The 15,121-nt window shown below is 44.3% G+C and carries 15 protein-coding genes; all 15 read right to left on the bottom strand.

Annotated features, from left to right (window positions below):
* Positions 1 to 27: 27 nt before the first annotated feature.
* Entirely contained in the window at positions 28 to 474 is a 447-nt protein-coding gene (locus CDO84_RS10280; protein WP_040082785.1) for a YpiF family protein, read from the bottom strand.
* A 54-nt stretch (positions 475 to 528) separates the two neighbouring features.
* Positions 529 to 1,068, bottom strand: a complete 540-nt coding sequence (locus CDO84_RS10285) for a ReoY family proteolytic degradation factor (RefSeq protein ID WP_014664397.1) — start codon at positions 1,066 to 1,068, stop codon at positions 529 to 531.
* A gap of 71 nt (positions 1,069 to 1,139) precedes the next feature.
* Positions 1,140 to 2,411, bottom strand: coding sequence for a tetratricopeptide repeat protein (locus CDO84_RS10290; protein WP_040082783.1), 1,272 nt, complete (start codon positions 2,409 to 2,411; stop codon positions 1,140 to 1,142).
* Positions 2,412 to 2,759: 348 nt separating this feature from the next.
* A complete protein-coding gene (aroA, locus tag CDO84_RS10295; protein WP_040082781.1) occupies positions 2,760 to 4,046 on the bottom strand; it encodes a 3-phosphoshikimate 1-carboxyvinyltransferase in 1,287 nt (428 codons plus the stop codon).
* Positions 4,047 to 4,057: 11 nt separating this feature from the next.
* Entirely contained in the window at positions 4,058 to 5,173 is a 1,116-nt protein-coding gene (locus tag CDO84_RS10300; RefSeq protein WP_040082779.1) for a prephenate dehydrogenase, read from the bottom strand.
* Between the two features lie 48 nt (positions 5,174 to 5,221).
* Positions 5,222 to 6,304 (bottom strand): histidinol-phosphate transaminase, encoded by a 1,083-nt coding sequence (gene hisC, locus CDO84_RS10305; protein ID WP_040082777.1) that lies wholly within the window; start codon positions 6,302 to 6,304, stop codon positions 5,222 to 5,224.
* A 10-nt stretch (positions 6,305 to 6,314) separates the two neighbouring features.
* Positions 6,315 to 7,118, bottom strand: coding sequence for a tryptophan synthase subunit alpha (gene trpA / locus CDO84_RS10310; protein ID WP_040082776.1), 804 nt, complete (start codon positions 7,116 to 7,118; stop codon positions 6,315 to 6,317).
* On the bottom strand, positions 7,111 to 8,313 hold the full coding sequence (gene trpB / locus CDO84_RS10315) for a tryptophan synthase subunit beta (protein ID WP_040082775.1): 1,203 nt from the start codon (positions 8,311 to 8,313) through the stop codon (positions 7,111 to 7,113). The genes trpA and trpB overlap by 8 nt, the downstream gene beginning before the upstream one ends.
* Positions 8,294 to 8,941 (bottom strand): phosphoribosylanthranilate isomerase, encoded by a 648-nt coding sequence (locus tag CDO84_RS10320; RefSeq protein ID WP_040082773.1) that lies wholly within the window; start codon positions 8,939 to 8,941, stop codon positions 8,294 to 8,296. The genes trpB and CDO84_RS10320 overlap by 20 nt, the downstream gene beginning before the upstream one ends.
* A gap of 4 nt (positions 8,942 to 8,945) precedes the next feature.
* Positions 8,946 to 9,698, bottom strand: a complete 753-nt coding sequence (gene trpC / locus CDO84_RS10325; protein WP_040082771.1) for an indole-3-glycerol phosphate synthase TrpC — start codon at positions 9,696 to 9,698, stop codon at positions 8,946 to 8,948.
* A complete protein-coding gene (gene trpD, locus CDO84_RS10330) occupies positions 9,691 to 10,707 on the bottom strand; it encodes an anthranilate phosphoribosyltransferase (RefSeq protein WP_040082769.1) in 1,017 nt (338 codons plus the stop codon). Before trpD ends, trpC begins: the two co-directional genes overlap by 8 nt.
* Positions 10,679 to 12,226 carry an anthranilate synthase component I gene (trpE, locus tag CDO84_RS10335; protein WP_040082768.1) on the bottom strand — a complete coding sequence of 516 codons (1,548 nt, stop codon included), beginning with the start codon at positions 12,224 to 12,226 and terminating at the stop codon, positions 10,679 to 10,681. Before trpE ends, trpD begins: the two co-directional genes overlap by 29 nt.
* Before the next feature lie 216 nt (positions 12,227 to 12,442).
* Positions 12,443 to 12,826 (bottom strand): chorismate mutase, encoded by a 384-nt coding sequence (aroH, locus tag CDO84_RS10340; RefSeq protein WP_014664409.1) that lies wholly within the window; start codon positions 12,824 to 12,826, stop codon positions 12,443 to 12,445.
* The gene (aroB, locus tag CDO84_RS10345) at positions 12,823 to 13,911 is read right to left on the bottom strand and encodes a 3-dehydroquinate synthase (RefSeq protein WP_040082766.1); all 1,089 of its coding nucleotides are present in this window, start codon (positions 13,909 to 13,911) and stop codon (positions 12,823 to 12,825) included. Before aroB ends, aroH begins: the two co-directional genes overlap by 4 nt.
* Complete coding sequence (gene aroC, locus CDO84_RS10350; protein ID WP_040082764.1) at positions 13,911 to 15,083, bottom strand: chorismate synthase; 1,173 nt, start codon at positions 15,081 to 15,083, stop codon at positions 13,911 to 13,913. Before aroC ends, aroB begins: the two co-directional genes overlap by 1 nt.
* Between the last annotated feature and the right edge of the window lie 38 nt (positions 15,084 to 15,121).

The raw sequence follows: 15,121 nt of genomic DNA on the forward strand, positions 1-15,121 counted from the left end.
ATTGTTTATGAGGAAATGTAAGTGTTTTTATGAAGTGCTCCATAACTGTAACAAAACGTTCAAAATTTCAGCAGTGCGTTCATCCAATATTTTTCTTTTTAAAGAGTCATTTAAATGCTCTAATGGAACAGACGGTGTAACAATCATTTTGCCTAACGTATCCTCAGTTCTCCAATTTTCGTCAGATGTGAGCAGGACAACATGCGGAAATTCCGCTAGCAGCTCTTCCCGCAAATCCTTAAGCCCTTGAACGGTTATGTCATTTCTATCAACATATGTATAAGGAGGCAGTAAATATACCCGTCCCTTTAACTGCCTTTCCAATTCCTCTGAGAGAAGCTGTGTAAACTCGCCTTTCTCCGCCACCATTTTAAAATGGTTATCCACCTTTATGTTAATTAATGGAATGACAGCGGTATCAATGTAATCCTTAGCTTGTAAATAGTCCTTGGCATCAGTGATTCTCCACCTCATTGTTCTCCCCCTTTACGGCAACAAGCCTTGCAATACGCTGCAAGGCTGGTCATATTATGTGAGCTGATTCAACTGGCGCGATAATTGTTCAAATGCTTCTTTATCATGACGATCTAACGCGTCGTCAATGTCTTTTAATAATTTTTCTCTTTGGAATGTGGAAATGGCGTGCTCCAAAATCTGTTCCGCCAACCCCTGGTCTTTTTTATTCTCAAAAAGATCTTTCGGCATATGCGGATTGGACTCCAGCACCGCCGCATACTCAGGTGAGCTGTAGGCCGAACGGAAATTAAGCTGGATAAACAAATCCTGCTGTTTATTTAATCTAATATCATGAAAAGATTTTTCCGCGTCGGTAGTCATGACATTCTCTTTATAGAACCGAAACGGAACTTCTTCAACACAATGTGTTGACATTATAATGCCTCTCGGGCAAAATTCAGCCTGCTCCACAAAATGAACCTTCTCCATGAGAGAATCATGGCTCATTAAGTAGTTCAAGATCCAAACGCACTCTCGGCGCTTTAACTGATAATGGTTTAAAAACCAACGGATAAAATCCTTTTTCTCATTGACAGAAACAGGGGTCTGCATGTAATTCCCTCCTCTATCGTTCGTATAATCTATATACTTATATGTTCCACATGAACGGTTAATATTCCTGCTTATCTCGAAAATTCATCCTCGATTCGCAAAATCGTTTCTTCCAGCTCTTCATTGGCTCCGTCCATTTCAAGAACCTTTTTCAAAAGCGGCAGCGCTTCTTTTTGAAGGCCTTCTTCTAATAGGAAGCTTGCGTATTCATATAAGAAATCTCTATCCTCCCGGTAATGAAGATAGGCAGCCTCAAAGGATTGTTTTGCTTCCTCGTATTGCTCTAATTCAGTATATGCGCTTGCAAGATACCAATTGTATTTCGGATCTTCTTCACCGTAGCTGCGAACCTCTTGAATAAGATCAATGATCTGTTCATAATCCTCTTCTTTATGATACACGGCAAGAAGTGTATGAAGGGCTTCGACGAATCCCGGATCAAGCGCAAGCGCCTCCTGAAGCAGCTTTTTCCCCTCTTCTGACTTCCCGATTTTCAGGGCCATTTTAGCGGCATAAAGGAAAAGTTCTTTGTTATATTCATCAAATCTGATACCCTCTTTTGCCGTTTTTAATGCCTCTTCATACATTCCTTCAGCTTCATAGCTTTTTGAGAGCGGCATATACAGTGAAGAATAAGATGGATCAAGCTCCTTTAAATCAAACAGCTGCTTAATAGCCGTTTTTACAAGGCCCGCCTGTAAGGCTGTAAACCCATAGCCGAAAATCGTATTAGGATCAGGACTCTCATCAACAGCTTTCTCGTACCATGGAATGGCATCCTCAAATTCACCTGAGGCACTTAACGATTCTGCCAGTCTTTGATGGACATTAACGCCTCCGATCTCCCTCTTCTCCTCAGCCGTTGTTTTAAAATATTGAACCGCTTTTGCATAGGCTCCCTGAGTAAAGTAAAGTTCCCCCAGTGCAAAATCAATAACGGGTTCATTGGCCAGAATGGACTTTGCCTGTAAAAGCTTTTGTTCACTGACTTCGAATAATCCCTGCATCTGATAAAGATCCGCCATAAGCAGCAAACTTTCCGGATATGATGGATCTGTTTCCGGAATAGTCTCCAGCACAGCAAGAGCTTTTTCTTCTTCGTCAATATCTATTAAAAGTTCAGCGTAGAAATTCGTCAGTTCTGTTTCATTTGGGTATAAATCATGTAAATCACTAATCAGTGAAATGGCTTTTTCTACATCGCCCCACTCGTAATAAAGCTGGGCTGCAATCGCTTTATCTTCATCATGCAGCTGTTTTTCGGCTTTCGAGAGCGTATTGAGACCTTTTTCTGTTTCACCTGCTTCAACTAATTTTATGGCTTCTTGAATTAATGTATTCAAATCGGACCGGTCCTTTCTTTTCCTATACAACATCAACCATACAAAAAAGCTTTATTTGTTCGGGTTAATCTTATCTTAATTCAGACGAATGCCCCCGGCAAATAAGATGCTTGCTGTACGGAAGGAAATTATTGAGTCTTATTAGTTTACCAAAAGATCTTGAGATAGAAAATGAAAAAAGGAAGATCGCCCTCTGTACAGTAAAGCAGCTCTTTGACCTGCCGGCTTGTCAGTAAAGCGCATCCCCCCTTTTCGTTTTTCTTTCCTCTCTATAAGACAAGCTATGTTTTTTTGCCTCGAATTATGATTCTTCCAGTCAATCTGCAAAAAAAATCCTGAAGTAAAACTTCAGGATTTTTTAGAAAGCTTATTTAAATGTTCGAAGAAGGTTGGATAAGAAACGTGAATGGCATCCGTGTGCTCGATGTCAATCGGCTCCTCTGTTATACAGGAAGCAATACCAAGCATCATTCCGATTCGATGATCTCCGTGGCTGGACACTGCTGCGCCGCCTTTCAGCGTTTGTTTGCCATAAACCTTCATTCCATCTGCTGTCGGTTCAATTTCAGCACCTAGCTTGCGAAGCTCAGAAACAACAGTGTCAATGCGGTTTGTTTCTTTCACTTTAAGCTCTGCCGCGTCCTTAATAACGGTCGTTCCTTCCGCCTGAGTCGCAAGAAGCGCGATGATAGGGATTTCATCAATTAAACGCGGAATGATATCTCCTCCGATTTCAACTGCTTTGAGAGATGACGTTTCTATAATCAAATCTCCATAAGGCTCTGCACTGCTGTCAGCAGATGGTTTAATTTCAAGTTTTGCCCCCATGTTTTGAAGGACGTCAATAATACCTGTCCGAGTCGGATTTAACCCAACGTTTTTCAATACAATTCTGCTGTTTGGAACCATCGCGCCAGCAGCAAGGAAAAACGCGGCTGAAGAAATGTCTCCAGGAACAAAAATATCAGCAGCTGTCAGTTTCTGGCCTCCATCAATGGAAACACTTGTTTGATCTTCAGAAAGCTTAACTCCAAAAGCAGACAGCATCCGCTCAGTGTGGTCGCGGGATTTATGGGGCTCTGTAACAGTTGTTGTGCCCGCAGCCTGTAATCCGGCCAGCAAAACAGCAGATTTAATTTGCGCGCTTGCGACAGGTGATACATAATCAATGCCTTTTAATGAGGCGCCGCTCACTGACAGCGGTGTAAATTCTCCACCGGCTCTGCCGTCGATTTTAGCCCCCATTTTTTTCAAAGGCTCAGTAACACGCTTCATTGGACGCTTCGCAATGCTCTCATCTCCTGCTACCGCGCTGTAAAAAGGACGACCCGCCAATATTCCGAGCATCAGGCGAATTGTTGTCCCTGAATTTCCGACATCTAAAAGGCACTCTGGCTCTTCCAGGGCATCGATTCCTTTTCCGTGAATCACGACATCGCTGCCGTTTTGCTCAATTTGAACACCCATTTTTCTAAAACAATCGATTGTGCTCAGACAATCTGCTCCCGGCAGAAAGTTTTTAACTGTTGTTGTGCCTGTCGCTAACGCGCCAAACATAACAGAGCGGTGAGAAATGGATTTATCACCGGGAATATGTATTTCTCCGTGTAAAGCCTGCACCTTTTCTTGTTTCATTTTTTTCCACCTCAATCAGCATAAAAAGTTTCATATTCCGCCCGGGCTTCAATGCATTGTTCTGCCCGTTTGCGGTCGTCATCAGACTGAAAACTGATCCTTAAAATCCCGTTAATATCCTCTCGTGTTTCAATAATGCGGATATTCGTGATGCTGATGCGCTCCGCAGCTAAGATCGCCGTTATCTCGGATATCACACCCGGATGATCGGGAACATCCACGTATAAATCATAAAATGCCGGTATCGCTCCCTTCTGCCGAAGCGGCAGCCCGTCGCGATAATCCTTAGCTGTTTTAAAATAACGAAATAGATTTTCTGCATCTTCTTGTTCTACATATGTACGGATCTTGTCAATTTCACGAATCCACTCATCAAAACGATCCAAAATTTTATCTTTATTATGTAGTAGAATATCCCGCCACATGGCCGGGCTGCTCGATGCAATCCTTGTAATATCTCTGAACCCGCCGGCAGCAAAACGCTTAACTAGCGGATAAAGGTCTTCCGAATGATGGGTTTGATGAACTAGGCTTGCTGCGACAATATGCGGAAAATGACTAATAACACTCGTGACGCCATCATGTTCCTCTGGTGACATTTCCACAAAATGGGCATTTGTCCCCTTCAGCAGGTTTTTCAATTGTTTTACCGCTCGTCTATCCGTTTTCTGGCCTGGTGTTAAAATATAAAATGCATTTTCAAATAGGAATTCTTTCGCAGCGGCCACCCCTGATTTATGTGAACCCGCCATCGGATGCCCTCCGACAAATTGATAGCGGCTAGGCAGCACTTGATCAGCATAATCAACCACTTTTTGCTTTGTGCTTCCCACATCCGTAATCAAAAGCTCGTGTTCAATTCCTGAATGAGCCAGCTCTTCAAGCATAACCAGCGTTTGTTCGACTGGTGTCGCAATGATGACTGTAGACGACTCTTTCGCACCGCTAATAAACGAATCAGCACGATCGTCTATCACACCTAACTTTAATGCGGCAACCGCCTGTTCATCAGAGATATCGATTCCGATAATCCGTTTGCCGGGGTGATTTTTTTTGATCGCTAGCGCAATCGAACCGCCTATCAATCCGAGACCGGCGAGCAATATTGTATCTTTCATTTGATTCATACGTCATCACCTGGTTTATAGACTAAAGAGGTGACATTTGATCACCTCTTATAAAATTTCAGCTAAAATGGCAAGTATTTCTTCGTTTTGCTCTTTTGTTCCGATCGTAATCCGGAGTGATGTCGGGAAACCTAACGCATTTCCTGACCGGACGATATAGCCTTTTTCAAGCAGAGCCTGAAACAGTTCATCAGCAGGGCGTTTAAAGTCCATTAACACAAAATTTGTCTGTGAAGGGTAGCACTTTAAACCATGAGTCTTCGCAAAATCATAATACTGCTGAAGGCCTGCATTATTTTGCTCGACACAGGAAGCAATAAACGCTTGATCATCAAGCGCTGCGATCGCCGCAGCCTGGCCCAGACGGCTCGTATTAAACGGCTCTCTCGCCGGCTCAATCTGGCGAATCAGGTTCTCGTCAGCAATTCCGTAGCCGACTCTGAGCGCTGCCAGACCATATGCTTTTGAAAATGTGCGCAAAATCATCAAATTGGAATACTTGCTTAAGAGCGGCACGGTTTCCGGGTAATCCTCGGCTGTTACATATTCATAATATGCTTCGTCAAGGACGACAAGGACACGTGAAGGAACGCGCTCCAGAAATGCGAGTAATTCTCCTTCAGATGTATAAGTGCCAGTCGGATTATTCGGGCTGCATATCCAAACGACTTGTGTCTGTTCGTCGATCGCTTCTAACATGGCGTCTAGATCATGTGAGCCGTCAGGACGAAGTGCGATTTCACGTACTTCAGCACCTTCAATGACCGCATTATGTTTATATTGCGGAAAAGTGGGGGCAGCAGTAACCGTGTTTGTTTTATCGTTTAAAAATGCCCGACAGATGATTTGAATGATTTCATCAGAACCGTTGCCGAAAATAAGTGATGTTTCGCTGACATTGAGGTGCTTACTGAGCCTTGTCCGCAAAGCGGCGCTATACCCGTCTGGGTAAAGGGCAAGCTGTTGAATCTCATGATGAAGCGCCTCTTTTGCAGCCTCCGAACAGCCGTACGGATTCTCGTTTGAAGCAAGCTTCACAACTTTATCCAAGCCATATTCTGATTTCACTGCTTCGATCGGCTTACCGGGCTGATAAGGCTTCAGCTGTTTTAAATGTTCTTTGATACGCAAATCAGTCACCTCATTTTAAACTGTACAAGCCGCCAAACGCCATTGCGTACTCCTCAAATTCCTGCAGCGCTTGTTTTCTCTTTTCAGCGCTGGTGAGCCGGTCCTTTAATTCTTCTATCTTTCTGACGAGCGCACTTCCTACTACGACACCGTCACAAATTTCATTCATCTTTAGGACCTGTTCACGGTTTGATATACCGAACCCTACAGCGACCGGAACAGTGCTGAGATCCTTCACAGTCCGAATGAACGGGTACACGGATGAATTGAACTCATTGCGGACACCGGTCACACCCAGAGAAGATACACAGTAGACGAAGCCCTCGGCTTGTTCAATAATGGTTTTCAAACGGCTTTCACTTGTCGGCGCAACCAAAGAAATATACGTCACCTCATGGCTTTTACACTCCTCTTGAAGGCTGGCGCTTTCTTCTAGTGGCAGATCCGGAACAAGCAGACCGTCAATATGATTTTCCCGCAGTAAAGCGAAAAAGTATTCTTTGTTCAATTGTAACACAGGATTATAATACGTAAAGAGGATAATCGGAATATTCACTCCGTTTTTTTTCATTTCTCCGCCTAATTCGATTGCCTTTACGATATTCATTCCTTGATCAAGCGCCCGCTTTGAAGCCCGCTGTATCACCGGGCCGTCTGCAAGCGGGTCAGAGTATGGAACACCAAGCTCCAGTGCTGTGGCGCCTGCTTTTTGGAGAGACTTCGCCAGTTCAATCGAAACCTCAGGCACTGGATCGCCAGCCGTAATAAACGGGATAAACAATTTTTCTGATGGTTGAAGATCTAATTTAAACATGGGGTTTCACCTCATTTTCCAATACATTCATTAATGTGTTGACATCCTTATCTCCCCGTCCTGATAAACAAACGAGAATGATTTGACCGCGATCCATTCCTTTGGCGAGTTTGAATGCCTTCGCTAACGCATGGGCAGATTCGATTGCCGGCAAAATCCCCTCTTTTTCTGACAAGAGCTTTAATGCATTCACCGCTTCTTCATCTGTGATACTGTCATAAGTGACACGGCCGCTCTTATGCAAGTAAGCGTGCTCCGGACCGATTCCCGGATAGTCGAGACCTGCTGAAATAGAGTAAGGCTCAATTATCTGCCCGAACTCATCCTGAATGAGATATGTCAATGAACCGTGAATAACCCCTATCGTACCTTTCGAAATAGTGGCGGCATGAAGAGGAGTATCTATTCCTTTTCCTGCAGCTTCAGCTCCGATCAGTTCAACATCTTCGTTTAAAAATGCCTGAAACATACCCATCGCATTGCTTCCTCCGCCTACACATGCCACTACTTTATCAGGCAGAGCGCCTTCAATACGTTTCAGCTGATCCTTCGCTTCCTCTCCGATCATTTTTTGAAATTCGCGGACCACTTGCGGATAAGGGTGCGGACCGACAACTGATCCAATCATGTAAAAATGATCCTCGCAATGCTGAACCCAGTAACGGATCGCCTCATTTGTAGCATCCTTCAATGTTCCGTTCCCGCTTGTTACAGGCACTACTTCCGCACCAAGAAGCTTCATGCGAAAAACGTTCAGAGACTGGCGGACAACATCCTCCTCGCCCATAAACACAATGCACGAAAAACCGAATTTGGCTGCGACTGTTGCAGCGGCAACGCCGTGCTGTCCGGCGCCCGTTTCAGCAATGATTTTCGTTTTGCCCATTTTTTTAGCAAGCAGCGCTTGGCCTAACGCATTATTGATTTTATGGGAACCTGTATGGTTTAAATCTTCTCGTTTCAAATAGATTTTCGCGCCGCCTAAGTATTCAGTGACTCGATCAGCATATGTTAATGCAGTCGGCCGTCCGGAATAGTCCTTTAACAGCTTATAATATTCTTCACGAAAAACAGGATCATCCTTGATTTGTTTAAATGCTGTCTCTATTTCATCTAACGGCTGCATGAGTGTTTCCGGAACAAACTTCCCGCCAAAATCACCGTATCTGCCTATTTCATTCGGATATGGATACATATCGGTTCATCCTTTCTTCTAAAAGCCTCATCAGATTTTTATCTTTTTGCCCATTTTTTTCAATTCCGCTGGCAAGGTCAATTCCTGCCGGTTGCCATTTCAATAGGCCTGTGACGCTATCCGGATTCACCCCGCCAGCGATAAAGCAGCGTTTACCAATCACCGCCCGCTGATATTCCGGCACACAATCCCATGAAAATGCAACACCAGTTCCGCCTCTAGCCCCTTTTACAGATGAATCAATCACAAAGCCGTCCACATTATCTATAAAGCGGGTTATCTCTTGAGTTGTATTATGATGGTGGTGAAGCGCCTTCCAGATTTCACAATCTGTCAGCTTGCGAAGCGCATCAGCCACCGCCGGGTTTTCATCACCATGAAGTTGAATGACGTCAAGCTTCAATTCCTTGGCAATGCGTGACATCCTCTCTATTGATTCATTAACAAAAACACCTGCAACTTTTTTTTCGACACGAACCTGGTTCAGCCACTTTTTCACATCTTGCGGAGATACTTTTCGTTTGCTTTCAGCAAATATAAAGCCAAGATAGTCAGCCTGTGATTGCGCCGCAAGCTGCAAATCCTTTAGTGACCGAATACCGCAATATTTTAATGCCGGTTTCTCCACAACCTTACTCCCCAAACAAAGCATGGATTGCTTTTCGCTGAGAAGTTTGTCTCATCAATGATTCACCGATAAGTACAGCTCGCGCCCCATGTTCGTTGACAAATGTTAAATGTTCTAAAGAACCGATTCCGCTTTCGCTGACAAGCAGAGATTCTTTCGGAACGAGAGATGCGATTTGTTCTGTCTGCTTTACAGATGTTTCAAACGTCTTTAGGTTTCGGTTATTTACGCCGAGAATATCAGGTGTGAACACTTTCAATATTTGTTCTAGCGTTGATGCATCATGAACCTCCACTAACACGTCCATCCCCTTTTCGCCTGCTTCAAGATATAATTCATAGAGGTGTAAGGGGTCAAGCACCTCGCCGATTAACAATATGGCATCCGCACCGATTCTTCTTGATTCCTCCACTTGAAGAGAATCAATAATAAAATCTTTTCTGAGTACAGGAATCGAAACAGCGCGCTTTACATCTGATAAATAGCTGTTTTCCCCTTGAAAAAACGGGGTGTCTGTTAAAACGGAAAGCGCATCTGCCTTCGCAGCTTCATAGTCTTTTGCAATCCGCACAGGGACAAAATCCTCTTTAATCAGCCCTTTTGACGGTGATGCTTTCTTCACTTCGGCAATCAGCCCGATAAACCGATTCGGGCTTGCCAACGCATCTTTAAATGAACGTTTTTCGAAAGGCTGCTCTACCGGCAGAACCAGTGTTTTCACTTCTTCTTTCTTTTGTTTGATGATATTTTCAAGCATAGATCTCTTCCTCTTTCTGTTTTAGTCGTTCAAGCTGCGCAGCAGCGCCTCCGCTTGTAATCGTCTCTAACGCCAGCTCCGTTCCTTCCTTCAGTGAGTCGGTAATTCCCGCCGTGTAAATCGCAGCACCCGCATTAAAAGCCGTTATAGATAAAGCGGAACTGCTGCTTTTATTTTCAAAAATATTCTGAATGAGATAAGCGCTCTCTTTCGGTGACTGCACCTGTAAATCTTCAAGTCTGCCATTTACAAAACCAAAATCTTCGGGTGAAACCGTATATTCCCGGCGCTCTCCATCCTTTAATTCAATCACGTCGGTCGGCGCTGTAATTGAAAGCTCATCTAAACCGTCACGGCTTGATACGAACATGACATGCTTCGGCTGAAATGACTCTAGTGCGCTTGCCATCAGTCCAGCTTTTTCAACGCAATAGACCCCGATCACCTGACGCTGCGCCTGCAAAGGATTGCTTAGCGGTCCGAGCAGGTTAAATACCGTTCTGAAACCTAGCTCTTTTCTAGTACCTGCTACATGTTTCATAGACGAATGATAAAGCGGCGCAAATAGAAATCCCATATTATTTGTTTCAATGCTTGTTTTGACCTTCTCAGGAGTAGTTTGAATTGAAACCTCTAGCTCCTCTAAAACATCAGCGCTCCCGCTTTTAGAAGAGACAGAGCGATTGCCATGCTTAGCGATTTTCGCGCCAGCTGCCGAGGCAACAATTGCCGATGCCGTTGAGATATTAAAAGTGGAAATACCGTCTCCCCCGGTTCCGCATGTATCAACGACATCAGGAAGTCCATCGACTGTAAGAGCGTGTGCCCGCATTGACTTCATAAAACCCATAAGCTCTTCTGGCGTCTCTCCCCGATGAGCAAGAATAGACAATATACCGCCCATTTCAGAAGGAGTCATTTCCGCTGCCATCATCATATTCATCAGCGCTTCAGCCTCACCGACTGTAAGGGTTTTTCCGTCAACGCACAATTGTAGAAATTTGTTCATCAGCTTTATCCTCCTTGCTATGAAACATGTCTTCTGCAATATGAATCGTTTTCAGCAGCGCACCGGCTTTATTACAGCTTTCTTCGTATTCGGTTTCTGGAACAGAATCAGCAACAATGCCGGCACCTGCCTGTATCGATGCAACACCGCTCTTTACACTCATCGTGCGAATCGTAATACAAGAGTCGATATTCCCGTCAAACCCAATGTAGGCAATACACCCTCCGTATGTCTCTCTCGGTGTTGGTTCGAGCTCTTGCAAAAGCTGCATGGCACGAATTTTAGGTGCTCCTGTTAAAGTCCCCGCCGGGAAAGCAGACATCAGTGCATCAACGGGATGAACCCCTTTTTTCAGTTGCCCTGTAACCACCGAGATAATGTGCATGACATGTGAAAAGGAGACAATTTTTGTGAACTCCGGCACAGAAACAGACCCATACTCTGCTACTCTGCCGATATCGTTTCGTGCAAGATCAACGAGCATGTAATGCTCCGCCTTTTCTTTTTCATCCTTCATCAGCTCAACTTTCAGCCTCTCATCTTCGGCTTTGTCTGCACCGCGTTTTCTCGTACCGGCAATCGGATGGATTTCCAAGTGCCCGTCCTGAACGTGGATTAACCGTTCCGGAGAACTGCCGACTATTTCTCTGTCTTGTAGTTTCATATAATACATATACGGAGAAGGATTGACGATCCTAAGCACTCGGTATAACTCAAAAGCATCTGCTTTTATCGGAACCTCAAATTTTTGTGACAAAACGCCCTGGAAGATATCGCCTGCTTTTATATAGCCTTTGATTTTTTCTACATCAGCCATAAAAGCCGATTTTTCATAATTAGAAGATACTGTCTCAAAGCTGGGTGTCTTGTATGAATCAACAGAGAGAAACAGCTCTTTTATGTTTTTTTGGTCCATCATTTTTTCGATGAGATGTTGGAGCTCTTGATGATTTTGATGGAACACATCAATTTTTTCGTTTTCTGTTTCCTCTCCATTGAGCCTTGCATACTGGATAAAGTGGACGTTTTTGGTTTCATGATCATACGCAATTAATGTCCGGCAAACAAACAGCATACACTTTTCCATTTCTGTTTCTTTTGTATGCGAAGGAACAGAAGGCTCAATCAGCGGGATCATATCATAACTTAAGTACCCGACAGCCCCGCCGACAAAAGGAATGCCAAGCTCAGGTGTTTTGATTTTGTATGTGGCATTCATCCAGTTCAGTACGTCCTTTAGTTCATTTCCCGTGTAAAGAGATTTGCTGTCCTGATCAACGGCTGCAAATCGGCACTGTTCTTCTTTAATTGTGAGAAATGGATTCAGACCGATAAACGAATATCTTGACCAAGCTGATGTATCGTCCTTGCTTTCAAGAAGATACGTAATCTCTCTGTCAAGCTTCTCTATCATTTGAATGGGTGTCAGTGTATCGACTGTGAAGGTCTCCACAATCGGTATCGTGTGGTGGGACAAGCTGTCCTTTAAAAATGCGGAAATGTTTGATTGGAAATTCAATGTTCTCACTCCTTATGGCAAGGAGAATGAGAAGATGGCATGAGAGGATAAAATATTATATAACAAATAAACCCAAAAGAAAGACTTCTTTTGGGTAGAATAAACATGCATGTCTCAGCTCAACTAAACTCATTCTCTGCTACCCTATTCTCTAACTCAACTCATTCTAATCGCTTTATACACACTCTTGTGTATTTCTAAGCTGTTCTTATCGTATTACAATTCAGTATTTTTTGTCAATGATAAATCGGGCCTCAATACGACGGCTTTTTCTAAATATACATGTCTGATCTGATCCTGAGGGACATCTGTCTGGACCGTCATCATGACTCTTATGCACTTTTTCAGACCGCCTGTTACGTCCATTTCCTGCATACATGTTACCGGTACATACTGCCATCCTGAAAGCTCGCGAACAGCTTTTGCCGGGAAAACAGAGTGCAAATCAGGTGTAGCCGAAAGAAGCATTTGAACAACATCTTCCGGTTTTGTTTGATTTTCTTCTATGATTTTCTCTAACAGCTGTTTTGTTTTTTGTAAAATTTCTTCTTCAGTATCCCGTTCAACTGTAGTTGCTCCGCGAATTCCGCGAATCATCATGATGTCTCCTCCAATCGCCATTTGTTCAGCCAGCTCTCAAGTTCATTTCTTGAAAATGTGTGGTCAGCAACTTTCCCTAATTCGTTGAGCACAATAAACTGAATCTTCCCGCCTCGGGTTTTCTTATCATTCATCATACGGTCCAAGAGAACCGAAGTTTCCGTCTCTTTTCTGATTTGAGTTGGATAACCCAAACGTTTTAGCCAGCTGACCAAACGTTTTCTGTCCATTTCACAGCCTGCAGTCTTTTCGCTTATATATAAAGCAAACTGCATCCCGAGGGCTACTGCATCACCGTGAGTGATTTGCCCGTAGCCATATTCCGCCTCAACGGCATGGCCGAGCGTATGCCCAAAGTTTAAGTAAGCTCTTATCCCCTCTTCTTTTTCATCCTGCTGAACGACAGACGCTTTAATTGAAATGCCTTTAAAAATCATGTCATTCAGCTGATCATTAGTGATATCACGAAGTGAGCGGACATTCAGCAGCTCTTCCAGAAACGCTCTGTCGTAGATAAATGCGTGTTTAATTACTTCTGCCATTCCGGACCGAAGTTCTTTTTCAGGCAGAGAACGCAAGAACTCTGTATCGTAGAGCACGGCTTTCGGCTGGTAAAACGCACCGATTAGATTTTTTCCAAGCGGATGGTTCACGGCTACTTTTCCTCCGACTGCGCTGTCATGCGCCAAGAGCGTCGTGGGCATTTGGATGAAATCAATGCCGCGCATAAAAGTGGCAGCCACAAAACCGGCAAGATCCCCTACAACACCGCCTCCGAATGCGATGATACAAGAGGAGCGATCCAGATGAAAACGAATCGCTTCACTCTGCAATTTCGTATACATGTCCATGGATTTCGCCTGCTCTCCACTCGGTACCGTCACTTTTTTCACAGGCCACTTTTCTTGCAGCAAATGAAGCATTTCATCGCCATACAGGCGGTCCACCTCTTCATCCGTAACAAGCATGATCCTTGTTAAAGGCCTGTTTAAGGAGGTTAATAGATCGCAAGCCTTTTTTCTGATGCCTTGTCCGATAAAAACAGGATACGACGAAGAAGCAGTTTGAACATGCAGTGTCTTCATTAAAATTCCCTCGACAGTTTTCTCATATTCTCCACATTTTCTCTAATGCGGTCGATTTGATCTAAGCCGAATTGTTCAACGACTGCGTTCGCAATTTCCCAAGCGACAGCCGCTTCAGCTACTACACTTGCCGCAGGAACAGCACAGCTGTCAGAACGTTCAATGCTGGCGGAAAACGGTTCTTTCGTTTCAATATCGACACTTTTCAGCGGTTTATACAAAGTCGGAATCGGCTTCATGACTCCGCGGACAACAATTGGCATCCCTGTTGTCATGCCGCCTTCCAGCCCTCCAAGTCTGTTGGTGGCACGGGTGTAGCCTTTTTCCTCGTCCCAAATGATCTCGTCATGGACTTCACTTCCATTTCGGCCTGCCGCCTCAAATCCGATCCCGAATTCAACACCTTTAAATGCGTTAATTGACAGTACAGCTGCAGCAAGCTTGCTGTCCAGTTTGCGGTCATAATGGACATAGCTGCCCACACCTACTGGCATTCCCTCGACAATGACTTCCACAATTCCGCCGATGGAATCTCCGTTTGCCTTCGCTTCATCAATGGCAGCCATCATTTTTTTGCCTGCCTCTTCATCGTAGCATCTGACAGGAGACTCCTCCGTTACACGCTGCAGGTCTTCAATTGACGTATATGCTGTTTTTTCAGCTTTAACTGCGCCAATTTGCAACACGTGGCCCGCCACCTTAATGCCGAGCTCAGAAAGAATCTTTTTAGCAACAGCCCCTGCCGCCACTCTGACAGTTGTTTCCCTTGCTGAAGAGCGCTCAAGCACATTTCTCATATCACGATGATTATATTTAATCGCGCCATTTAAGTCAGCGTGCCCAGGTCTCGGTCTGGAAATTTGGCGCTTCATTTCCTTTTCTTCATCTTCTGTAATCGGAGCGGCACCCATGATTTTTGTCCAATGCTTCCAATCGTTATTTTCAACAACGAGAGCAATTGGTGAGCCGAGTGTACGTGCATGGCGCACCCCGCTCATAATTTTGGCTTGGTCTTTTTCGATCTGCATGCGACGGCCGCGGCCGTGGCCTTTTTGGCGTCTGGCAAGCTCAAAATTGATATCTTCCTCCGTTATGTAAAGCCCGGCAGGCACACCTTCAATAATGGTTGTCAGTTGGGGGCCGTGTGATTCTCCGGCTGTTAAATATCTCATGACTTCTTCTCCCTTCATCGCATTAACGCTTTTAAGTA

Source organism: Bacillus sp. MD-5 (assembly GCF_002201875.1).
Taxonomy (GTDB): Bacteria; Bacillota; Bacilli; order Bacillales; family Bacillaceae; genus Bacillus; species Bacillus stercoris.